The sequence below is a fragment of the Streptomyces sp. NPDC001219 genome, assembly GCF_053597915.1.
Genome location: NZ_JBSFJF010000013.1, coordinates 100265 through 121215, shown reverse-complemented (window position 1 = coordinate 121215; position 20951 = coordinate 100265). Strand labels below are relative to the sequence as shown.

General features: G+C 68.9%; 20 protein-coding genes. 11 read left to right on the top strand and 9 right to left on the bottom strand.

What is annotated here, in order from left to right; genetic code table 11:
• The first annotated feature begins 168 nt into the window (after positions 1-168).
• Together ACWC9R_RS11315 and ACWC9R_RS11310 are read left to right on the top strand one after the other, a co-directional pair.
• Positions 169-1839: a sodium:solute symporter family protein gene (locus ACWC9R_RS11315; protein WP_450730598.1), complete on the top strand. Its 1671-nt coding sequence runs from the start codon at positions 169-171 to the stop codon at positions 1837-1839.
• Between the two features lie 29 nt (positions 1840-1868).
• Complete coding sequence (locus ACWC9R_RS11310; protein ID WP_450730596.1) at positions 1869-2177, top strand: hypothetical protein; 309 nt, start codon at positions 1869-1871, stop codon at positions 2175-2177.
• A 137-nt stretch (positions 2178-2314) separates the two neighbouring features.
• On the opposite strand, the gene ACWC9R_RS11305 is transcribed toward ACWC9R_RS11310, so the two are convergent.
• Positions 2315-3088: a LuxR C-terminal-related transcriptional regulator gene (locus ACWC9R_RS11305; RefSeq protein ID WP_450730594.1), complete on the bottom strand. Its 774-nt coding sequence runs from the start codon at positions 3086-3088 to the stop codon at positions 2315-2317.
• A gap of 473 nt (positions 3089-3561) precedes the next feature.
• Here ACWC9R_RS11305 and ACWC9R_RS11300 point away from each other — a divergent pair, with 473 nt between their 5' ends.
• The 4 genes from ACWC9R_RS11300 (at position 3562) to ACWC9R_RS11285 (ending at position 11151) form a co-directional block, all read left to right on the top strand.
• Positions 3562-3978: an SseB family protein gene (locus tag ACWC9R_RS11300; protein ID WP_450730592.1), complete on the top strand. Its 417-nt coding sequence runs from the start codon at positions 3562-3564 to the stop codon at positions 3976-3978.
• Positions 3979-4602 carry a hypothetical protein gene (locus ACWC9R_RS11295; RefSeq protein WP_450730590.1) on the top strand — a complete coding sequence of 208 codons (624 nt, stop codon included), beginning with the start codon at positions 3979-3981 and terminating at the stop codon, positions 4600-4602. It abuts the gene before it with no gap.
• Positions 4599-9455 carry a putative T7SS-secreted protein gene (locus ACWC9R_RS11290; RefSeq protein WP_450730588.1) on the top strand — a complete coding sequence of 1619 codons (4857 nt, stop codon included), beginning with the start codon at positions 4599-4601 and terminating at the stop codon, positions 9453-9455. Before ACWC9R_RS11295 ends, ACWC9R_RS11290 begins: the two co-directional genes overlap by 4 nt.
• 1105 nt (positions 9456-10560) lie before the next feature.
• Positions 10561-11151 (top strand): hypothetical protein, encoded by a 591-nt coding sequence (locus tag ACWC9R_RS11285; protein ID WP_450730586.1) that lies wholly within the window; start codon positions 10561-10563, stop codon positions 11149-11151.
• Positions 11152-11250: 99 nt separating this feature from the next.
• Here ACWC9R_RS11285 and ACWC9R_RS11280 read toward each other — a convergent pair whose 3' ends face one another.
• Positions 11251-13050: an ABC-F family ATP-binding cassette domain-containing protein gene (locus tag ACWC9R_RS11280; protein ID WP_450730584.1), complete on the bottom strand. Its 1800-nt coding sequence runs from the start codon at positions 13048-13050 to the stop codon at positions 11251-11253.
• A 177-nt stretch (positions 13051-13227) separates the two neighbouring features.
• On the opposite strand from ACWC9R_RS11280, the gene ACWC9R_RS11275 reads away from it, so the two are divergent.
• Complete coding sequence (locus ACWC9R_RS11275; RefSeq protein WP_450730582.1) at positions 13228-13593, top strand: hypothetical protein; 366 nt, start codon at positions 13228-13230, stop codon at positions 13591-13593.
• Between the two features lie 30 nt (positions 13594-13623).
• Positions 13624-14388 carry an alpha/beta hydrolase fold domain-containing protein gene (locus tag ACWC9R_RS11270; RefSeq protein ID WP_450730580.1) on the top strand — a complete coding sequence of 255 codons (765 nt, stop codon included), beginning with the start codon at positions 13624-13626 and terminating at the stop codon, positions 14386-14388.
• 117 nt (positions 14389-14505) lie between these two features.
• Here ACWC9R_RS11270 and ACWC9R_RS11265 read toward each other — a convergent pair whose 3' ends face one another.
• Complete coding sequence (locus ACWC9R_RS11265; RefSeq protein WP_450730579.1) at positions 14506-14871, bottom strand: hypothetical protein; 366 nt, start codon at positions 14869-14871, stop codon at positions 14506-14508.
• A 246-nt stretch (positions 14872-15117) separates the two neighbouring features.
• On the opposite strand from ACWC9R_RS11265, the gene ACWC9R_RS11260 reads away from it, so the two are divergent.
• The gene (locus ACWC9R_RS11260; protein WP_450730577.1) at positions 15118-15243 is read left to right on the top strand and encodes a hypothetical protein; all 126 of its coding nucleotides are present in this window, start codon (positions 15118-15120) and stop codon (positions 15241-15243) included.
• Between the two features lie 85 nt (positions 15244-15328).
• Here ACWC9R_RS11260 and ACWC9R_RS11255 read toward each other — a convergent pair whose 3' ends face one another.
• Complete coding sequence (locus ACWC9R_RS11255) at positions 15329-15538, bottom strand: hypothetical protein (RefSeq protein WP_450730575.1); 210 nt, start codon at positions 15536-15538, stop codon at positions 15329-15331.
• A 131-nt stretch (positions 15539-15669) separates the two neighbouring features.
• A complete protein-coding gene (locus ACWC9R_RS11250; RefSeq protein ID WP_450730574.1) occupies positions 15670-15885 on the bottom strand; it encodes a hypothetical protein in 216 nt (71 codons plus the stop codon).
• A 187-nt stretch (positions 15886-16072) separates the two neighbouring features.
• Between ACWC9R_RS11250 and ACWC9R_RS11245 the strand changes: the two genes are divergently transcribed.
• Positions 16073-16930: a helix-turn-helix domain-containing protein gene (locus ACWC9R_RS11245; protein WP_450730572.1), complete on the top strand. Its 858-nt coding sequence runs from the start codon at positions 16073-16075 to the stop codon at positions 16928-16930.
• Positions 16911-17126 carry a DUF397 domain-containing protein gene (locus ACWC9R_RS11240; RefSeq protein ID WP_450730570.1) on the top strand — a complete coding sequence of 72 codons (216 nt, stop codon included), beginning with the start codon at positions 16911-16913 and terminating at the stop codon, positions 17124-17126. Before ACWC9R_RS11245 ends, ACWC9R_RS11240 begins: the two co-directional genes overlap by 20 nt.
• A 35-nt stretch (positions 17127-17161) precedes the next feature.
• Here ACWC9R_RS11240 and ACWC9R_RS11235 read toward each other — a convergent pair whose 3' ends face one another.
• The 4 genes from ACWC9R_RS11235 to ACWC9R_RS11220 are packed head-to-tail and all read right to left on the bottom strand — an operon-like array spanning position 17162 to position 20816.
• Positions 17162-17746, bottom strand: a complete 585-nt coding sequence (locus ACWC9R_RS11235; protein ID WP_450730568.1) for a DinB family protein — start codon at positions 17744-17746, stop codon at positions 17162-17164.
• Positions 17747-17789: 43 nt separating this feature from the next.
• Positions 17790-18710 (bottom strand): 4-(cytidine 5'-diphospho)-2-C-methyl-D-erythritol kinase, encoded by a 921-nt coding sequence (locus ACWC9R_RS11230; protein WP_450730567.1) that lies wholly within the window; start codon positions 18708-18710, stop codon positions 17790-17792.
• A complete protein-coding gene (rsmA, locus tag ACWC9R_RS11225) occupies positions 18707-19639 on the bottom strand; it encodes a 16S rRNA (adenine(1518)-N(6)/adenine(1519)-N(6))-dimethyltransferase RsmA (RefSeq protein WP_450730565.1) in 933 nt (310 codons plus the stop codon). The genes ACWC9R_RS11230 and rsmA overlap by 4 nt, the downstream gene beginning before the upstream one ends.
• A gap of 22 nt (positions 19640-19661) precedes the next feature.
• The gene (locus ACWC9R_RS11220; RefSeq protein WP_450730563.1) at positions 19662-20816 is read right to left on the bottom strand and encodes a ubiquitin-like domain-containing protein; all 1155 of its coding nucleotides are present in this window, start codon (positions 20814-20816) and stop codon (positions 19662-19664) included.
• Positions 20817-20951: the final 135 nt, after the last annotated feature.

Here is a 20951-nt window from a genome sequence, read left to right as displayed (position 1 = left end):
AGCGGCGTCAATGCGGGGCGCAGCGCGGGACGGGGCGGAGACATTCGGGACATATAGACAAGCCCGATCACAGATCAACAACTCAACCAAACAAAAGTATTCAGTTTCTGAGGGGCCGCGCGTAGCTTTCTGTGCGTTCCGATCGCGCAAAGAAGCGGGTGCCCACCTATGACCACCTTGGCCGAGGGGCTACGGCTCCCCACCAACGGGCTGGACTACACGATCCTGGCCCTCTACTTCGTCGTCGTCCTCGGCATCGGATTCGCGGCCAGACGCAGCGTGAAGACGAGCCTGGACTTCTTCCTCTCCGGGCGGTCCCTGCCCGCCTGGGTCACCGGTCTCGCCTTCGTCGCCGCCAACCTCGGCGCCACCGAGATCCTCGGTATGGCCGCCAACGGCGCGCAGTACGGGGCCTACACCGTCCACTGGTACTGGATCGGCGCCATCCCGGCGATGGTCTTCCTCGGCCTGGTGATGATGCCGTTCTACTACGGCTCCAAGGTCCGCTCGGTGCCCGAGTTCCTGCTGCACCGCTTCGGCCCGTCCTCGCACCTGCTCAGCTCGGTCATCTTCGCCGTCTCGTCCGTACTGATCGCGGGCGTGAACCTCTACGCCATGGCGATCGTGCTGCAGGCGCTGCTCGGCTGGCCGCAGTGGGTCGCGATCGTCGTCGCCGGCTTCTTCGTCCTCGCGTACATCACCATCGGCGGACTGTCCTCGGCGATCTACAACGAGGTGCTGCAGTTCTTCGTCATCCTGGCCGCGCTGATCCCGCTGACCATCGTCGGCCTCAAGCGCGTCGGGGGCTGGGACGGCCTGACCAGCTCGCTCGACGCCTCGCACGGAGACGCGTTCCTGACCGCCTGGAAGGGCACCGGCATCGGTGAGGCCAACCCGCTCGGCGCGAACTGGCTGACCATCGTCCTCGGCCTCGGCTTCGTGATGAGCTTCGGCTACTGGACCACCAACTTCGCCGAGGTGCAGCGTGCGCTGTCCGCGAAGAACCTCTCCGCCGCCAAGCGCACCCCGCTGATCGCCGCCTTCCCCAAGATCTTCATCCCGCTGGTGGTGGTCATCCCCGGCCTGATCGCGCTGGTCATGGAGCCGACGCTGGGCAAGTCCAAGGACGGGCTCCAGTACAACGACGCGATACCCGTGCTCATGCGCGACCTGCTGCCCAACGGTGTGCTGGGCATCGCCGTCACCGGTCTGCTCGCCGCCTTCATGGCCGGAATGGCCGCCAACGTCTCGTCGTTCAACACCGTCTTCACCAACGACATCTGGGCCGCGTACCTGAAGAAGGGCCGCGATGACGCGCACTACCTGAAGACGGGCCGGGTCGTCACCGCGGTCGGTGTGCTGACCGGCATGGGCACGGCCTTCATCGCCTCGTCCTTCAGCAACATCATGAACTACCTCCAGACGCTGTTCTCCTTCTTCAACGTCCCGCTGTTCGTGGTCTTCATCATCGGCATGTTCTGGAAGCGGACCAGCGCCGCGGCCGGCTTCTGGGGGCTGCTCTCCGGCACCGTGGCCGCGATGGTCAACTACTTCTGGCTCTACAAGCAGGGCATCATCGCGATCCCCTCCGACCAGGGCGCCAACTTCGTCTCCTCGATCGTCGCCTTCGTCGTCGGCGCGCTGGTGATGGTCGTGGTGACCCTGTTCACCGAGCCCAAGTCCGCCGAGTCGCTGGCCGGACTGGTCTACGGCACGCGGTCGCCCGGCATGGCGGAGCTGCCGGCCGAGGGCGACGACGCCTGGTACCGCAAGCCGGCGCTGCTGGGCTGGGGCGCGCTCGTCCTGGCCGCCGTCTGCTACCTCCCGTTCTCCCTCTGACCTGTCTGAACCAGCGGAGTTGACACACCATGAGTGACCACCAGCACGAGGTCGAGGAGCTGGAGCGCGAGTCGGCGACCGCCGCGCGGCTCTTCGACGTACGGCGCATCATCGGCGGCCTGTTCGTCGTCTACGGCGTGATCGTCACCATCGCCGGGCTGACGGCCTCGGACGCGGACCTGAGGAAGGCCCAGGACATCAACATCAACCTGTGGACGGGCCTGGGCATGCTCGCCCTCGGCCTGTTCTTCCTGATCTGGCTGAAGCTGCGCCCTGCCGTCCCGCCTACGGCGGCGGAGCTGGCGGACGGGGGCGATGGGGGTGACGGTCCCTCGTAGGGCTGCGTGGACTGCGGGTCGATACCGGGGGGCGGCTCCGCGGAGGGCTGAGGGCTGTTACCGGGGGGGGGACGGCTCCGCGGGGGGGGGCTGAGGGCTATCACCGGGGCGGCGGCCCCTCGTGGGGCTGAGGGACGCTACCTCCGTGGCGCGGTCGGTGCGCCCAGCCCCGCCGCTGAATCCCGTGCGTCCGGTGCGTCCGCTGCGTCCGGTACGTGCGGTCCCGTCGCCGTGCCGCGCCCGCCCCGGCCGCCCGCCCGGTCCAGCAGCCCCGTACGTGCCGCCAGCGCGGCGGCCTCCAGCCGGGACCCGACCTCCAGCTTCATCAGCACCCGCTGCACATGCGTCCGCGCCGTACTGGGCGCGATGTCCATCCCCGCCGCGATCAGCCGGGTGTCCTCACCGTCCGCCACCCGCACCAGCACCTCGACCTCACGCGGGGTGAGCAGCTCCAGCAGCCGCGCCCCCTCGTCGTCCGGCTGCGCCGCGGGGTGCAGCAGCTCCTCGAAAGCCTGCTGCAACAACTGCGGCGAGACCGCCGACTCCCCCGCCCGCGCCTTCATCATGGCGCGCTCGACACCCTCGATCCGCTCGTCGTTACGGACGTAACCGGAGGCACCCGCGGCAAAGGCGGCAGCGATCCCGCGCGGGCTGGGAACCGGCCCCAGCACCACCACCGCGACCTGCGGCCGCTCCTTCTTGATCCGTACGACCGGGTCGAAGGCCCCCGGCCGGGCCGGCGCGGCGGTGCCCAGCAGACACACCTCGGGCGCCCGGCTCACCACCAGCTCGGCGGCCCCGGCACTCGGCGCGGCGGCCGCCAGCACCCGGTGCCCCCGCAGTTTCAGCGCCGAGGCGAGCGCCTCCGCGAGCAGACGATGATCGTCGACCACCATGAGCCGCACGCCCATCGAGCAACCTCCCCCGCTCCGGCGGGCCCCGGCGCAGCCCCCGGCCGGGCCGCTTGTCCCCGGGAAGCTACACGCTCGGCCGCAAGAGCGCTCCCCCTACCGGGAAGAAGCCCCCCGGAATGCTGGAATCCCGGCCAATCGGGGCTGGTTGGGGTCTTTCGATGGGGGGCGGCGCCGCCGCAGGCTCGGCCTGCCGACCCCCGATGCGCCTCCGAGATAACGGGACGACTCAACCAGGGAGTTGAGCGACGGCACGTACCACCGCGCTGTTCCGGTGGCGCGCAAATACGGACATGGGCAGGACACCCCCTCCCCTGGGCCGAACCGAACTATGCACTCCACCAACTTCGTTGAATTCAAAAAGAAACCCTCGGCCGGTTTTCGCTGCGAGTGTCGCCAGCAGCGTTGTCAGTGCCGTATGCGAAAGTGGGTTCGATAGATGATCACAGCATCGGGGGAGGGGTCCGGCCCTTATGTCATTGGTCGACGAGGTGGCGGCGGTTCATGCAGGGCGGCCAGATCCAGCCGCTTTGGTGGGGGAATTCCGCCGCACGCATGTCTTGATCCCAACGGTCAACGACAGGCTCATGTCGGCGGAGTTGGACGGCATCCGCTGGCTGTACGCCTTCACCGACGAAGACGCCCTGTCCCGCTTCGCCCTCTCGCGCGGCAGCACCCCCGGGACGGAGTGGCGGTATGTGACCGCGTCCGGCGCCCGGGTCCTTGACGTGCTGATTCCCGCCTGCGAGGGCCCTGCGGGGGTGGCTCTGGACGCAGGCAGCGAACAGGGGGCGCTCTTCCCGCCGGTGTCCGGAATCGTTCCGGACAGAGCAGCGGTGGACATATCAACGGGCGGCATTCCGGACGTAGCGCGCAAGGGGGAAGAATAGATGGGCCTGGTCGGTGGAAACGGTTACCAGCTCGAGCCCGAGGCGTTTGAGCGGCTCACCAAGGGAATCAAGGCCGCGACGGCCGAACTCAAAGAGCTGGGCTTTGACGTGGAGGCCCAACTGGGTCGCGGCTTCGACCGCTTGTCCCTGGACAGCATGGAATGCGGCGACGACGGCCTGGCCACCGTGCTCGACTCCTTCTGTGACCGCTGGGGCTGGGGCGTGCGCACATTGATGCAGGACGCCAACGAATTCTCCAAGAAGCTCGGAATTACCGCCGGCATGTACTACGAGCAGGAGCAGTACGCCTCGGACGCCCTGAAGCAGACGGTGAACGCCGCGATGGGCGACCCGTCCAAGACCGCCGAGCAGCTGCACAACACCTCATGGGACAAGATCGGCGGCGACAACCCCTTCTCCCAGGTCGCGAACGCGGACTTCGATCCGACATCGAAGGCGTCGATGGAGGCGCAGGACGAGATGCTGCAGACGGCTGACCAAGTCGCCTCGGACTTCCAATCGATCCCTGACCGGGCCAAGCACCCGTTCGAGGAGCGTGGCGAGGTCACGACAGAGTTCCACGAGCCGAAGGGTGCGCAGGGCCAGGGGGGTAACAGCAAGTGAGCTGGGTCGGGGATGCCTTCAACGCCGTAGGCGAAGGCGCGAGCAAATTTACGGGGGCAGTCGAGCGAGGTGCCGGTGAGCTGATCGAGCATGGCTCCGACCTGACTGGTGATGCCCTGGAGGCGGCCGGTCTCGAGGACGCCGGACACGCGGTCCGCTCCGCCGGCGCCGACGCGGCCGGTGCTCTGGGCGCCCACGTCGACGAACGCCAGCTGGGCGAGACCGAAGATCCCAAGGAACTCATCCATGGCGACGTGGAGAAGATCAACGAGACGGCGTCCCACCTCAAGGACTTCTCGGCGGCCTTCGACCGGGTCGCCGACGGGATGCGCAAGATCGGCTCGGGCCAGCACTGGAGCGGCAAGGCGGCAGACGCGTTCCGTGAGGCGTTCGATATGCATCCCAAGCAGTGGATGTACGCCGCCGATGCCTGCGACGACGCCTCGAAGGCCCTGAAGTCCTACGCGGAGACGGTGTCCTGGGCGCAGGGCAAGGCCGGCGACGCGATCGACAAGTACCGCAAGGCACTGGAGGCCACCCGGCAGTCCATCGAGGCCTACAAGACCAAGGTCGATACCTTCAACTCACAGGTCGACTCGTACAACGCCGCCGTCGACCGGGGCCAGGACCCGGGCGCCCAGCCGCAGAAGCCGGTCGCGTTCAAAGACCCCGGTGCCGAGGGCCGCGAGGCGGCCCAGGACATGCTCAAGAGCGCTCGCACCCAGCGCAACGAAGCGGCGGGGCGGGCCCGTAACGCCGTCAAGGGCGCGCTGGCCCACGCCCCTGACAAGCCCGCGTTGACGCAGTTGACAGGCGCGGCGCTCAAGGACGGCGGAGAAGCGTTCGTCCTGTCGAACGTGCATATGGCCGGCGGTGCCCTCAAGGCAGCAGCCGGGACCCTCAAGCTGGCCCGAACGGTCAACCCCCTGGACCCCTACAACATCACCCACCCCTGGCAGTACCTCTCGCACGCCTCCACCACCCTTATGGGCCTTGCCCAGGCCCCACTCCACCCCATCGACACCGCGAAGGGCATGCTCGGCTCCGGCTGGGGCAGCGACCCGTTCGACGCGGGCGCGGCGATGGTCGTCAACTTGATCGGCGGCAAGGGCGCGGGCGGCCTGGCCAAGGGCGCTGCGAAGGCGGGAGCGAAGAACGCGGCCAAGGGCGCAGCGCGGACGGCAGCCAGGGAGGGCGGAAAGCGCACCGTCATGGACCGGCTGCGCACCGCCTGGTGCAAGACCTTCGGCAGCGACCCCATCGACATGGCCACCGGCCGCATGATCCTGCCGCAGACCGACATCTCCCTACCCGGCAGCCTCCCCCTCTCCTTCACCCGCACCTTCGAGTCGTCCTACCGCCAGGGCCGCTGGTTCGGCCCGACCTGGATGTCCACCGTCGACCAGCGTCTGGAGATCGACGCGGAAGGCGTCATCCTCATCGGCGAAGAGGGCAACTTCCTGCTCTACCCCCACCCCGCCGTCGGCGTCCCGACCCTGCCCGCCGAGGGCGACGGTTCCCCGCTCGAACTCACCCCGGACGGCGACTACCTCCTCACCGACCCGGTCACCGGCGTCCGCCGCTACTTCACCACCTACACCGAGAACCTCGCCGTCCTCGACGAGATATCCGATCGGCGCGGCAACCACCACACCTTCGACTACACCGAAGACGGCACCCCCACCGCCATCACCCACAGCGCCGGTTACCGCCTCCTGCTGACGAGCGACGAGGGCCGCATCACCGCGCTCCACCTCGCCGGCGCCGCCCCCGACGGCAGCGACCAACTCCTGGTCACCTACGGATACGACGAGCTGGGCAACCTCACCAGCACCACCAACTCCTCCGGCCTGCCCCTGCGCTTCGGCTACGACGACCACGGCCGGATCACGTCCTGGACCGACACCAACAACAGCAGCTATATCTACCTCTACGACGACCAAGACCGCTGCACCTCACAGGGCGGCATCGAAGGCCACCTCCGGGGCCACTTCTCCTGGGGCGACCCCGACCCCGTCACCGGTCTGCGCACCAACCTCCACTACAACTCCCTGGGCCAGCTCACGACCTACCAGGTCAACGACCGCCACCAGATCGTCGCGACCACCGACCCCACCGGCGCCACCACCCGCACCGTCCGCGACGCCAAACACCGCGTCCTGTCGACAACCGATCCCCTGGGCCGCACCACCCATATCGACTACGACGACGAGGGCCACCCGGTGAGCGTCGTCCTCCCCGACGGCAGCCGGTCCACCACGGCCTACGACACCCACGGCAACCCGCTGGCCATCACCGGACCGGACGGCACCACCTGGACCCACACCTACGACGCCCACGGCACCCGCACCTCCACCACGGACCCCGCGGGCGCCACCACCACCTACATCCACGATGAGCGCGGCCACATCGCCGCCGTCACTGACGCCTTGGGCAACACCACCCGCCTCTACTGCGACAAGGCGGGCCTGCCGATCTCGGTCACCGACCCCCTCGGCGCGGTGACCCACTACCGCCGCGATGCCTTCGGCCGCACCACCTCGGTCACGGACCCGCTCGGCGAGACGACGCACATGGTGTGGACCGTCGAAGGCAAGCTGGCGGCCCGGATCGACGCGACCGGCGCCACAGAGGAGTGGACCTACGACGGCGAAGGCAACCGCCTCACCCACACCGACGCCATCGGCCAGACCACCCGCTTCGAATACACCCACTTCGACCTGCTGACAGCCCGCACCGACCCCGACGGCGTACGCCACGAGTTCACCCACGACACCGAACTCCGCCTCACCCAGGTCACCAACCCCCAGGGCCTGACGTGGAATTACGGCTACGACGGCGCCGGCCGCCTGATATCGGAGGCCGACTTCGACGACCGCGTGCTGACGTACGCCTACGACACCATCGGCCAGCTCGTCACCCGCACCAACACGCTCGGCGAAGTAACCACGTACACCCACGACGCTCTCGGCCGCATCTCCGAGAAGAATGCCGCGGGCGTGGTCACCACGTACGCCCACGATGCCAGCGGCAACTTGCACCAGGCCGCCAACCCCGACGCCACTATCACCTACGCCCGCGACATACTCGGCCGCATCACCGCCGAAACCGTCAACGGGCGCACCATGTCGTTCAACTATGACGCCCTGGGCCGCCGCACCTCCCGCACCACCCCCACCGGCCACACCACCACCTACACCTACGATGCCGCCGGCAACCGCACCGCCATGGACATCGCCGGCCACGTCCTCGCCTTCGACCACGACTCCGCAGGCCAGGAACTCACCCGCACCATCGACGGCAATTTCGCCCTCACTCACACTTGGGACCCAACCGGCCGTCTCACCTCCCAGTCGCTCACCACATCAGCCACCGCCGCCCTCCAGTCCGCTACCGGGACCGCCCCCGTACCAAGCGTCACCGCCGAAGCACGACGGCTCCTCCACCGCGGCTACGCCTACCGACCCGATGGCAACCTCATAGCCATCGACGACGCCCACACCGGCCGCCGCACCTTCTCCCTCGACCGAGCCAGCCGCGTCACCGCCGTCCATGCGACCGACTGGACCGAGACCTACGCCTACGACGAAGCAGGCAACCAAACCCACGCCACCTGGCCCGACCGACACACCAACCCCTCAGCCCGAGGCGATCGCGCCTACACCGGCACCCGTATCACCCGTGCCGGCGCCATCCGCTACGCGCACGACGCCCTCGGTCGCGTCACCCTCCGACAAAAAACCCGCTTGTCCCGGAAACCGGACACCTGGATATTCTCCTGGAACGCCGAGGACCGCCTCACGTCAGTGGTGACACCGGACCGCAGTACCTGGCGCTACCTTTACGACCCCTCAGGCCGCCGAATAGCGAAACAACGTCTAAGCGACACATCAACAGTCGTCGAACAAACGGAATTCACTTGGGACGGACCCACACTCACTGAACAAACCACCTACATCACAGGCTCATCGAAGTCGATCACCCTAACCTGGGACCACAGCGGCCTCGCACCGCTCGCCCAGACCGAACGGAAGACCTCTACAGCGCAAGACCTTCCTTCTCCACAACAGGTCGTTGATGCGAGATTCTTCGCCATCGTCACTGATCCTATTGGGACGCCGACTGAACTCATCTCGGAATCGGGCAAGGCCGCCTGGAAAAGAACGGCCACAGTGTGGGGTGCTGCCACCTGGGATAGTAGCGTGACGGCATATACACCGCTACGCTTTCTCGGCCAGTACTTCGATGCGGAAAATCAGCTCCACTATAATTTGGACCGCTACTACGACCCACACACAGCCCGCTACTTGTCCGCAGATGTCCTGGGCCTCAGCACTAGCCCTAACCCAATTACGTATGTCAGCAACCCGCTCACGCATTCAGACCCGCTAGGTCTCTTCGACTGCGAAACGACCGGCGAAGGGACCAGGAACTCCCAGCGGAACCCTGGGGGGCGACATGGCCCGCCGGTCACCATTGACCACGTAAAGCGAGAGCTAGGTCGCGCAGGCATGCCGGTTCATCAATATGACATCGAGCACGTTCCTCGCATCGATGGCCCGTCAGGGCCAGCGTACGGAAATAGTCCACACACCGACGGCCTCCCTGACCTCGGAAGCAGGGGGCGACCTAAAATTGAAATTTCCGACATCGGACTGCGGGACATTGACCAAGCGGTAGCCACAATCCATCATGAAATTTTTCATCACAAGCACTTCATCTTGACACGCAACAATAGAATGCTATGGCAAGACGAAGGGATATTGCCAGCAAACAGGTGGGGCGGAACGGAGGATGCGGCGGAGGCGTACGGCCAGAAGATGCTAGAAATATTCAAAAGGCGCACCCACTAGGCACTGGAGGCTGAAATGCGTGAATTTAGCAGCTTGGAGATCAAGTCCCTTCTCTCCGATGAACGCTTCATTGACCACCCTAGGGAACAGTCATGCCCCGCATGCGGTTCGAAATCCGTGCGCACGTACGTGTACCGTAGGCAGGTGGGTGAGCGTCTAAATCTCGTCACTTATTCATGGTGTGCAGAATGCCGGAGATTCAAGGGCTGGACAGGACCCGATCTGGGCGATCTAGAATTCACTGACCCGCTTCTGACGCTACCAGAAAGCGTGAGAGAGGAACTCATGAGCAACTTGAATTCCTTGTTCCGTCACCTCGATACGCTCTGGGAGGGTGACTTCCTTCCGCAGAATTTTAGTAAGATTCCTGCGCGGTAGCGACGCATCGGGATCGCCCCCTTGACCGGAACCCCGGCCCATACACCTTCGCCCGCCACCGGCTTTGGGTGTCGGCAGCAAGAGCCCCCTCCCCCGCTCTGACGCCCAAAAACACCGACCCGCTTCCAAATTTCGAATTCTACTTGGCGAGGTACGGGAAGAGCCCGCTCTGGACCAGCCTGGAGTCGCTTGACGGCGATTCAGAAAGTAGCTCAGACGTAGGATCTCGCGTCTTCGGCTTCACCTTCGGACTGAGAGAGTGATCACTGTGGCTCGCACCACACTCCAAGTTAGCGAGCCATGTGAGTTGGTGCCTGGTGCGTCGCCGTTGCTCGAGGCCCTCCTCTCTGCAGTGGTTCAAGATGATCTCCGATCGCCGGACTTCATCAATCCTTCTCGGGCTTTCGGTCGTGCCTCGGAAAGAAAGAAGCAAATGACAACGCCGCAACAACCTCCAGGTGGCTATGGACAAGCGCCGGGCTACAGCTCACCCCAAGGAATGCCGCAGCCCGGCCCGCCGGTCGGGTATCCGCCAGGTGCCGCCCCCGGCGGACCGGGGCCGTACGGGCAGCAGCCGCATCCCGCCGGGCCGGGGCCGTATGCGCAACAGCCGGGGCCGTACGGAATGCCGCAGCAGGCCCCCCAATTCGGGTACGGCGGGCCGGGAATGCCGCCGCCCATACCGCCCAGGCAGAAATCCGGGAAGGTGGTGGGCATCCTTGGGGCCGTGGCCGCGGTGCTGGTGATCGGGACACTGGCGTCGGCCGGGGCGTTCCGTGGTGGAGGGAGTTCGTCGGGTGGGCCCGACGCCGGGCCGAAGTACCGGATCACCGTGCCGCAGACGCTCGCGGGCGGCGAGTACAAGCTCGCCAAGGACATATCCCAGCAGGCCGCCAGTGCGGTGCCGTCTGACGGGGCAGGTGCGCACAACATCAAGGCTGTGGGCGGCCAGTACTCGTCCGGAACGAAGTCGCTGGTGATGCTGGGCCTCTACGGCGCCATCGACGATCCCGAGACGGCCGTCGACCACACCATCCGCGGGATGACGCGCGATGGCAAGACGGAAGCCGTCGTGACGGACAAGGAGTTCACGCCCAGCGGGGGTGGGGATTCGCTCACCTGCGGTGTGGATGTGCGGACGGAGATGGGGCAGAAGGTCACGCTGCCGTTCTGCGTCTGGGCCGATTCCAGTACGAGCGGGAATGTCGCCGAAACCGACGCGGCGCATCTGTCGAAGGACCCGCGGTCCATCGATCTTCAGGCCTTCGCCGACAAGGCGGACAAGATTCGCAGTGAGGTCAGGAAACCGCTGGGGTAATGGCACGTGCTCGCGTCCGTACCTGGCGCGAGCACGTGCCCATGTCCGGGTCCGTCCCCGTGCGCGTCCGCGGCCTCTCTCGCCGCCGCCGCGCGCTCCCTACGCCTCCTCAGCCAACTCCAGCCACCGCATCTCCAACTCCTCCTTCTCCGCGCTCAGTTCGCGGAGTTGAGCGTCGAGGCCGGCGACCTTTTCGAAGTCCGTGGCGTTTTCGGCGATCTGGGCGTGGAGCTTGGTCTCCTTGTCGCCGAGCTTGTCCAACTGGCGCTCGATCTTCTGGAGTTCCTTCTGGGCGGCGCGGTTGACGGCGGCGGCCTTCTTGGGGGCCGTGGTCTGCGGTGCGGGGGCCGGGGTGGCGGCGTCGATGACCTGTTGGCGGCGTTCCAGGTACTCGTCCAGGCCGCGGGGCAGCATCCGGAGCGTGGCGTCGCCGAGGAGGGCGTGGACGCGGTCGGTGGTGCGCTCGATGAAGTAGCGGTCGTGGCTGATGACGATGAGGGAGCCGGGCCAGCCGTCGAGGAGGTCCTCCAGCTGGGTCAGGGTCTCGATGTCGAGGTCGTTGGTGGGCTCGTCGAGGAAGAGGACGTTGGGCTCGTCCATGAGGAGGCGCAGGATCTGCAGGCGGCGGCGTTCACCGCCGGAGAGGTCGCCGACCGGCGTCCACTGCTTCTCCTTGGTGAAGCCGAACTTCTCGCAGAGCTGGCCGGCGGTCATCTCGCGGCCCTTGCCCAGGTCGACGCGCTCGCGCACCCGCTGGACGGCCTCCAGCACCCGCAGTGCCGGGTCGAGTTCGCCGACCTCCTGGGAGAGGTAGGCCAGTTTGACGGTCTTGCCGACGGTGATCCGTCCGCCCGCCGGCTGCGTCTCGCCCTGCGTACGGGCCGCCTCGCCCAGCGCGCGCAGCAGCGAGGTCTTGCCGGCGCCGTTGACGCCCACCAGGCCGATCCGGTCGCCGGGCCCCAGCTGCCAGGTCAGGTGCTTGAGCAGCACCTTCGGCCCGGCCTGGACGCTGACGTCCTTCAGCTCGAAGACGGTCTTGCCGAGGCGGGAGCTGGCGAACTTCATCAGCTCGGCGCTGTCGCGGGGCGGCGGGACGTCGGCGATCAGCTCGTTCGCCGCCTCGATGCGGAAGCGGGGCTTGCTCGTACGGGCCGGGGCGCCGCGCCGCAGCCACGCCAGCTCCTTGCGCATCAGGTTCTGCCGCTTGGCCTCTTCGGTGGCGGCGATCCGCTCCCGCTCGGCCCGCGCGAAGACGTAGTCGCTGTAGCCGCCCTCGTACTCGTGGACGTCGCCGCGCTGGACGTCCCACATGCGCGTACAGACCTGGTCGAGGAACCAGCGGTCGTGGGTGACGACCACGAGGGCGGAGCGGCGGGCGCGGAGGTGCCCGGCCAGCCAGGAGATGCCCTCGACGTCGAGGTGGTTGGTGGGCTCGTCGAGGACGATCAGGTCCTGCTCGGCGATCAGCAGCTTGGCCAGCGCGATACGGCGGCGCTCGCCGCCGGAGAGCGGGCCGATGACGGTGTCCAGGCCGTGGGTGAAGCCCGGCATGTGCAGGTCACCGAAGAGGCCGGTGAGCACGTCGCGGATCTTGGCGTTGCCGGCCCACTCGTGGTCGGCGAGGTCACCGATGACCTCGTGCCGGATGGTGGCGGCCGGGTCGAGGGAGTCGTGCTGGGTGAGGACGCCGAGGCGCAGGCCGCCGTTGTGGGTGACCCGGCCGTTGTCCGCGCCCTCCAGCTTGGCGAGAATCCGGATCAGGGTGGTCTTGCCGTCCCCGTTGCGTCCGACGACGCCGATCCGGTCCCCCTCGTTGACGCCGAGCGAGACACCGTCGAGCAGGGCACGGGTTCCGTACACCTTGCCGACGGCTTCCAGATTGACGAGGTTGACGGCCATCTCACTCCTGCGGTTCACACCTGCGGTTCACATCGGGCGACCTTCCCAGCCTAGTCGTCGTGCGGAGCAGGGCCGCCGGGAGATCAATACCTGTGGATAACTGCCGGGAGGTGAGTGCTCGGGAGATGAGTATCCGTACCGATGGCAGGGCCGGCGGGCGCTCCTAGCGTGGACCGCATGATCAACGACCGGGCTCCGGAAGCCCTTCCTGTGCGCGACGCGGCACCGTCGGTGACGGGCGCCACCGTGGGCCGCGTCCTCATCGGTCTGCTGGTGCTGGCGTTCGCCGGGGTGACCGGGCTGTTCGCGCCGCTGCTGGTGATGGCGAGCGACAGCTGCTCCGAGGGGGACGCCCGCGCGATCTGCTCCGCGGGCACCCAGCAGGTCGTCGGCGGCCTGCCGGTCGGCGCCGCCTTCGTGGCCGCCCTCCTGGCGGTGGTGGGCATGGCCAACAGGAGCGCGGCGGGCTGGGGCTGCCTCCTGGCGGCGCCGTTTCTGCTGGTCGTGTCCTGGGTGGTGGCGCTGGGCCTCGCGGGCAGCTGAGGCACCGGCTCGCCGTTGTAACGTGCCGTCATGGCACCGGACATGGGCACGGCGGGCAGCAAGGTGGAGACGGTACGCGGGCTGGTCTACGGGCCGAGCGGCAAGCAGCTGGACGTCCACCGTCCGGCTGAGGCATCGGGGGCGTCCGGCACGATGCCGACCGTGCTGCTGTGGCACGGCATCGGCCCCGACGAGCGCGACATCCTGGAGCCGCTGGCGCGGACCACGGCGGCCCTCGGGGCGCTGGTGCTCGTCCCGGACTGGCGCTCGGACGCCGCGGACGGCGGCCGGGCGCAGCTGCTGGAGTCGCTGGCCTTCGTCCGCGAGGAGGCGGGCGGCCTGGGCGGCGACGAGGCGTCGTACGTACTGGCCGGGTGGTCGGCCGGGGCCGGGGCCGCCCTCGGGGTCGCCCTGCGGCCCGAGTCCATGGCGGAGTGGCGTCCGCGGGCGGTGGTGGCCGTGGCGGGCCGCTACGACCTGCCGGCCCGCACCACCGGGACCGCCCCGCTGGACGATCTCGCCGCGGGTCACGACCCGGGCGTACCGGTCCATCTGCTGCACGGCACCCGCGACACCGTCCTGGACGCCCAGCACTCCCGCGACCTCGCCGCGGTACTACGGACAGCGGGCCGGGCGCTGACCCTCCAGGAGCCGGAGACCGACCACGCGGGCGTCATCATGACCGCGTACGACCCCGCGTCGGACCGCTGCGTCCCGACGACCGCCGAACACGCGGTACGGGCGGGACGGCTGGTGGCGGGGGTGCTGGCGGGGGTCGGCGGGGGCGAGGCGTAGGGGGCCTGCCGCTGGCCGGTGGCCCGGTGTCTCAGCGGCGGCCGCCACCACCGGACGACCAAGGGGCTGAGCCTCCGGGCAGCCGGCCACCAGGGACCCAGAGCCCCCTCCCCCTGGTCAGCTCAACGCCTTCTCGATGGCCTCGAAGATGTCGGCGTCGGTCTCCTGCTGCCAGGCCGGGAGGTCGGGCCAGTCCGCGACGTAGCCCGGCTTCGGGTCGTCGAAATGCTTGAACATCTGGGCGGTCCAGCAGGTCGCGACGAAGCGGCCCTTCTGCTCCCGCGACAGCCGGGACGTGTGCCCGTCGCTGGACTCGACGAACTGGCGCACCTGCTCGTAGACCGACCCGGCCGCCTCGCGCTCCCACTGCGGGGTGTCGGCCCACGGAGTGACGTAACCGGCCTTGGGCTCCCCGGGGAAGTGCTGACGCACACCCGCGATCCAGGTCTCCCGGAACAGTCGTGCACCCTCGGTCTGCGACATGCCATCCCCTCTCGTCACGGCGTGCTCAACGCGGCGATCTCCGCCACCATCTCAGCTGTACCCGGAGGATGAGGCGCGAGCCAGTTGTGCGGACGGCGGCGGAAAGGAACTGCGGGGCTCGTCTCGGCCACCCCGGCCGCCGCCGCGGGCTACGAGCACTTCCAGCAGGTCACGTGCTGGAAGTTGAAGTACACGCGGACGAGTTGGAGCGGGTCGTGCAGTGTCCCGTTCGGCCACGCGCGAGCAGTGGTCGAGTGCGCCGACGGAAAGATCCGTAAGGGCGCGTGGACGGGGCGCGGCACCTGGAAGTTCGGCATGAGCTGCGGCAAGAGCCGGATGGGCGCCATGAATGTGGAGACCAAGAGCAAGTGAAGGCTTGCGGGGATCGCTCCGCACCCGTGAGAAGTCGCCACTGATATATCCGTCGGGGGCGCCACCCCCGACGGATCGCGGCGGGTCAGCGGCGGCCGCCGCCACCGGACGACCAGGTGTTGAGCCTCCGTACGGCCTCCTCCAACTCCCGGCGCCGGGCCGCCTGATCCGCGGGAGGCCGCGCCTGCTCCGACGGGCGGACGGGGACGTACGGCCGGACGAGACGGCCGTCCTCACCGCACAGCGGCAGCAGCTCGGGCGGCAGTCGCCGGACGTGTACGAGGCGGCGCCGCACCGGAGGCTCCGGCGGCCAGGCCGTGGGCGAGAGGGCACCGGTACCGCGGGGCGCCCGGTGGCCGCCACGGCCCGGGAGTAACCAACACAGCAGTCTGCCGAAGGCGGTTCGGACGAGACCGTGCACTCCGTTCAACGGGTCGCCGCCTCGCGCAGCACCTCGGCGAGCCGGCGGGCGGTCGCCGCGTTGCAGTTACCGAGCGCAACCAGCGAGACGCTGTAGACGCCCGCGAAGCCGGGCAGGTCGACGCCGAGCGACGGCAGCGTGATGCCGTGGGCCTGCAACGCCGTGCGCAGCTCTTCGGCGCTGTCGTGCACATCGTCGGTGAGGGAGTGGTCGAGGGGCATGGACCCCGCCTTTCTGTACGCATAGCGACGAACCGCCTACAGAGTGACGTGACGCGGCGTAACGTGAAAGGGGGTTGGGCTCCCGGTCGCGGTGCGGGGAACGCGCGGTGCGGCGTGGTGGAAATGCGGAAACCGCCGGGGCTCGTCCGCAACGACTGTGAATCAGCTCTACGTACGGCGGTGAACCGTGTCACGACGCAAGGACATCGACGGGTCGGCGGGAGTTCCGACCTTCTACGGCAAGGAGCTGCGCTACCAGCGGGAGTTGGCCGGACTCACGCTCCAGCAGCTGGTCGAGGGCAGCTTCTACGGCCAAAGCCACCTGAGCGAAATCGAACGCGGCGAACGCCGGATGCCACCGGAACTGGCCGAGCACGTGGACAAGGTGCTCAAGACGGATGGCTTCTTCCAGCGGTGCTGCGAGGACGTGCGGAGAGCGAAGCGGATGGGCCATCCCACCCACTACGAGCACGTCTTGGAGGCGGAGAAGCGCGCGGACACCATCGAGGAGTGGTGCCCGACCCTCATCCCCGGCCTACTGGAGACCGCCGCGTACACGCGGGCAGTAGTGCGAGCGACGCAACCGTTGGCGACCGACGAGGAGGTGGAGGTGAAGGTCAGCGCCCGCATGGCGCGGGCCCACCTGTTCGAGGACGACCACAAGACCCCTGAATACTGGGTGATCCTGTCCGAGTACGTGTTGCGCTGCCCGCTCCTCCCTCCAGAGGGGATGGCCGATCAGCTCGACCGCATCGCGGGGCTGGCGAGGCGCCACCGGGTCATTCCACAGATCCAGCCGTGGAACTGTGGCCCGCACCCTCTCATGCTGGTGGGCTTGTTGCAGCTCATGACCTTCCCGGATGCCCCGCCGCTGGCCTATCTGGAATCGGAGTACAGCGGTCACTCCATCGACGATCCGGCCCTCGTGAAGAAGTACCGCAAGGCATACGATCGCCTCAGGGCCGCCGCACTACCGCCGGAGGCGTCCCTCACAATGATCGAGGCGGCCGCAGAGGACTACCGAAATGGCAAGCAGCCGGATTGACTTGAGCGCCGCCGTCTGGCGCAAGAGCAGCTACACCAGCGGTGAGGGCGGCAACTGCGTCGAGGTCGTAGACGACCTCCCCGGCATCGTCCCCGTCCGTGACTCCAAGGACCCGCACGGCCCGGCGATCGTCTTCCCCGCCGCCGCCTGGTCCACCTTCGTCGCCGCCGTCAAAGGTGCCGACAGCCGGAACTGAGGCGCGAGCCGTCATCACGTCACGTGAGGCAACCTCTAAGCCTTGACTGGTGCGGCCGACCTGGCGGCCTGTTCGATCTTCGCGCGGTGGGCCGCACGGGCTTCCTCGTCGATGCGCTGCTCGTGTTCGGCGCGCAACCCGGTCCGGCCGTCGAGGTTCTCGCGCAGGATGTCGGCGTGCCCGGCATGCCGGATGGACTCGCCGAGGACATGGACCAGGATGGCGAACAGGTTCGTGTCGGCATGAGGCTCCGGCCACCACGGCACGTGGCCGGGGGCGTCGAGGGGAAGCTCGTTGATCGTCGCGTCCGAGTGTTCCCACGTGCGCCGGTAGAACGCGATGATCTGCTCGCGGGTCTCGTCCTCGGTCGCCCACAGGTCGCTGCCGTCGGAGTCCTGCCACCGGGGCAGCGGTTCCGGGGAAGGGCGGTCGAAGACCTCGCCGAAGTACCTGGCCTCGACGGTGGCCACGTGTTTGACCAGGCCGAGGAGGTTGGTCCCGGTCGCGGTCAGAGGCCGGCGGGCGTCGTATTCGGACAAGCCGTCGAGTTTCCAGAGCAGCGCCTCGCGGTCCCGCCGCAGTCTCCCGTGCAGGTTGTCTTTCGCGAAGTCATCGATCATGCGGCATGAGCCTGCCATGGGCTGCTCGTGGCCTCAACGGTGCCTAAAGAACCCGCGCCCCCACCGCCGGGGAATCCGCCACCCGCACCTGACGGCAGGTCCCGGACGCCATGAGCGCCGACGCGACGACCTCTGCCGCCTCCGCGTCCTTGACCAGGAAAGCGGTGGTCGGGCCCGAGCCGGAGACCAGGGCGGCCAGGGCGCCGGCCGCGGTGCCCGCCTCCAAGGTCGCGGTGAGCGACGGCCGCAGGGACAGGGCCGCGGGCTGGAGGTCGTTGGACAGGGCCGGGGCGAGCGCGGTGGCGTCGCCGGATTCCAGGGCGGCCAGCAGGTCCGGGGCGGGCTCCGGCTCCGGGACGTCCGTGCCGGCCGTCAGACGGTCGAACTCACCGTAGACGGCGGGCGTGGAGAGGCCGCCGTCGGCGACCGCGAAGACCCAGTGGAAGGTGCCGCCGACGGGCAGCGGGGTCAGCAGTTCGCCGCGGCCGCGGCCCAGCGCCGCGCCGCCGACCAGGCTGAACGGGACGTCGCTGCCCAACTCGGCGCAGATGTCCAGGAGTTCGTCCCGCGAGGCGCCCGTCGACCAGAGGGCGTCGCAGGCCAGGAGGGCGCCGGCGGCGTCCGCGCTGCCGCCGGCCATGCCGCCCGCGACGGGGATGTCCTTGGTGATGTGGAGGTGGACGTGCGGCTCGATGCCGTGCCGGGCGGCGAGGAGTTCGGCGGCGCGGGCGGCCAGGTTCGTGCGGTCCAGGGGGATCTGGTCGACGTCGTGGCCCTCGGCGGTGATCCGCAGGGACTCGGCGGGGGTGGCGGTGACCTCGTCATAGAGGCCGACGGCGAGGAAGACGTTCGCCAGGTCGTGGAAGCCGTCCGGGCGGGCGGCGCCCACCGCCAGCTGGACGTTGACCTTGGCCGGTACGCGGACGGTGACCGAGGCGGCGGTCGGGTCGGTCGTGTCGGTCATGCCTGCTCTCCCCCTGATGTGTGTGCTCCCCCCGACTGACGGATGCCGGGCGCGCCGCCCGGACCCTTGTGTTCGGCGATCCGCGCGAACTCCTCGACGGTCAGTGCTTCCCCGCGGGCCTGCGGGGAGACGCCCGCGGCGACCAGCGCGGCCTCCGCGGCGGCGGCCGATCCGGCCCAGCCCGACAGCGCGGCGCGCAGGGTCTTGCGGCGCTGGGCGAAGGCGGCGTCGACGACGGCGAAGACCTCGTCGCGGCTGGCGGAGGTTTCGATGGGCTGGTCGCGGCGTACGAGGGAGACCAGGCCGGAGTCGACGTTGGGGGCGGGCCAGAAGACGTTGCGGCCGATGGCGCCGGCCCGCTTGACCTCGGCGTACCAGTTGGCCTTCACCGACGGCACGCCGTAGACCTTGTTGCCGGGGCGGGCGGCGAGCCGGTCGGCGACCTCGGACTGGACCATGACCAGGGTGCGGTCAATGGTGGGGAAGGTCGCGAGCATGTGCAGCAGCACCGGCACGGCGACGTTGTAGGGGAGGTTGGCGACCAGCGCGGTGGGCGCGGGGCCGGGCAGCTCGGTGACGTGCAGGGCGTCGCGGTGCACCAGCGCGAAGCGGTCGGCGCGCTCGGGCATCCGGGCCTCGACGGTGGACGGCAGCGCCGCGGCGAGCACCTCGTCGATCTCGACGGCGGTGACCCGGTCGGCGGCCTCCAGCAGCCCCAGGGTCAGCGAGCCGAGTCCCGGGCCGATCTCGACCACGACGTCGTCGGGCCGGACCTCGGCGGTCCGGACGATCCGGCGGACGGTGTTGGCGTCGATGACGAAGTTCTGGCCGCGCTGCTTGGTGGGACGGACGCCCAGGGCGGCGGCCAGCTCGCGGATGTCGGCGGCGCCCAGCAGGGGTCCGGGATCGTCGGTGGTGCTCTTGCTCATGCCACAGCCTCGTTGCGCTCGTTCACCCGTGAAGCTTACGGCCGCAGACCGGCCACGGGCTCGCCCCCCTTCGGATGTAGAGCTTCTTGGCCCGGAAGGTCTGTTCCTGGGGGGAGGCGTCCTGCGGCCTGCCGCGGCCGCCGAGGGCCCGCCAGGTGGCGACATCGAACTGGTAGAGCCCGCCGTAGGTGCCGGAGGAGTCGACGGCGTTCGGCCGGCCGCCCGCCTCGCACTGGGCGAGCGCGTGCCAGGCGAGGTGGTCGGCGCCGCGCACGGAGGTGGGCAGGTCCCGGATGCCGAGGTGCACGACCTGCGGGCGCGGGGCGCGGACGACCTCGCTGTGCAGGCGCTTCGGTTTCTGTTTGACGCCGTTGACCATGCGCGTGCGGTAGGTGACGCGTCGCACGCCGGGGCGGCCCTGCTGGACGACCATGACGGTGCCGCGGGCCAGGCGGGAGTCGGCCCGGTGGACGGTGCGGAAGGGGATGGCTTTGTCGCGGACCTCCTTGGAGCCGGTGATCCGCAGCACCGAGAGGGTCTGGCCGTCGTGCGGGAAGCTCTCCGGCGGCACCGAGGTGGTGTCCTGGCCGTGCAGGGTGAGCCCGGCGTCGGCGAGCGCCTCGCGGACGGTGGCGGCGTTGGTGCGGAGCCGGTGGGCGCGGCCGTCGGCGACGATCACCACGGAGCGTTCGGTACGGACCGCCAGCTCCATGCCGCGCTGGGCGATGCGCCGGGAGCGGGAGGCCGAGAGGTAGGCGCCGTCGGCGCGTACGCCGATCTGGTGCAGGGCGCCGGCGACGGTGTCCGCGGTGGTCCACACCGTGCGGCGCTGTCCGTCGATGGTCAGCACGACGGGGCGGCCGTGCCGGACGACGACCTCGTCGCCGCTGCTGAGGGCGGTGCCGGGGGCGGGCGCGACGATGTCGTGGGCGCCGATGTCGAGGCGCTGGGCGGCCAGCAGGTCGTCGACGTCGGAGGCGAAGGTGTGCAGGGTGCGCGGGGCGCCGTCGACGGTGAGCCTGATGGCCTTGTCGTGGGCGATGAAGGCGGTGGTGCCGCCGGCGAGGAAGGCCACGACCAGGGCGCGGGGCAGCAGCCGGCGCAGCGCGTCGGGGTGTTCGGCGCGGCGTCTGCGACGGCCGCGCGCCGCGCGGTGGCTGCTCTGCGAAGGACTCACGGCGCGCTCCCCATGCCACGGATGCGGTTGACGGCGGGAATGTAGCGGAGCCGCCGTCACTCTCCCAACTCGACCCGATACGGAAAGTGATCGGATCGGGGGATGCGGGAGGGCGTTCCGGAGGGGCGTGCGGCC

Bases quoted from the DNA above. Each gene is read 5' to 3' on its own strand.
- rsmA (WP_450730565.1), bottom strand. From the start codon at position 19,639: ATGAGCAAGAGCACCACCGACGATCCCGGACCCCTGCTGGGCGCCGCC.
- ACWC9R_RS11305 (WP_450730594.1), bottom strand. From the start codon at position 3,088: ATGGGCGTGCGGCTCATGGTGGTCGACGATCATCGTCTGCTCGCGGAG.
- ACWC9R_RS11275 (WP_450730582.1), top strand. From the start codon at position 13,228: ATGATCAACGACCGGGCTCCGGAAGCCCTTCCTGTGCGCGACGCGGCA.
- ACWC9R_RS11280 (WP_450730584.1), bottom strand. From the start codon at position 13,050: ATGGCCGTCAACCTCGTCAATCTGGAAGCCGTCGGCAAGGTGTACGGA.
- ACWC9R_RS11250 (WP_450730574.1), bottom strand. From the start codon at position 15,885: ATGCCCCTCGACCACTCCCTCACCGACGATGTGCACGACAGCGCCGAA.
- ACWC9R_RS11315 (WP_450730598.1), top strand. From the start codon at position 169: ATGACCACCTTGGCCGAGGGGCTACGGCTCCCCACCAACGGGCTGGAC.
- ACWC9R_RS11230 (WP_450730567.1), bottom strand. From the start codon at position 18,710: ATGACCGACACGACCGACCCGACCGCCGCCTCGGTCACCGTCCGCGTA.
- ACWC9R_RS11270 (WP_450730580.1), top strand. From the start codon at position 13,624: ATGGCACCGGACATGGGCACGGCGGGCAGCAAGGTGGAGACGGTACGC.
- ACWC9R_RS11235 (WP_450730568.1), bottom strand. From the start codon at position 17,746: ATGATCGATGACTTCGCGAAAGACAACCTGCACGGGAGACTGCGGCGG.
- ACWC9R_RS11295 (WP_450730590.1), top strand. From the start codon at position 3,979: ATGGGCCTGGTCGGTGGAAACGGTTACCAGCTCGAGCCCGAGGCGTTT.
- ACWC9R_RS11310 (WP_450730596.1), top strand. From the start codon at position 1,869: ATGAGTGACCACCAGCACGAGGTCGAGGAGCTGGAGCGCGAGTCGGCG.
- ACWC9R_RS11265 (WP_450730579.1), bottom strand. From the start codon at position 14,871: ATGTCGCAGACCGAGGGTGCACGACTGTTCCGGGAGACCTGGATCGCG.
- ACWC9R_RS11240 (WP_450730570.1), top strand. From the start codon at position 16,911: ATGGCAAGCAGCCGGATTGACTTGAGCGCCGCCGTCTGGCGCAAGAGC.
- ACWC9R_RS11300 (WP_450730592.1), top strand. From the start codon at position 3,562: ATGTCATTGGTCGACGAGGTGGCGGCGGTTCATGCAGGGCGGCCAGAT.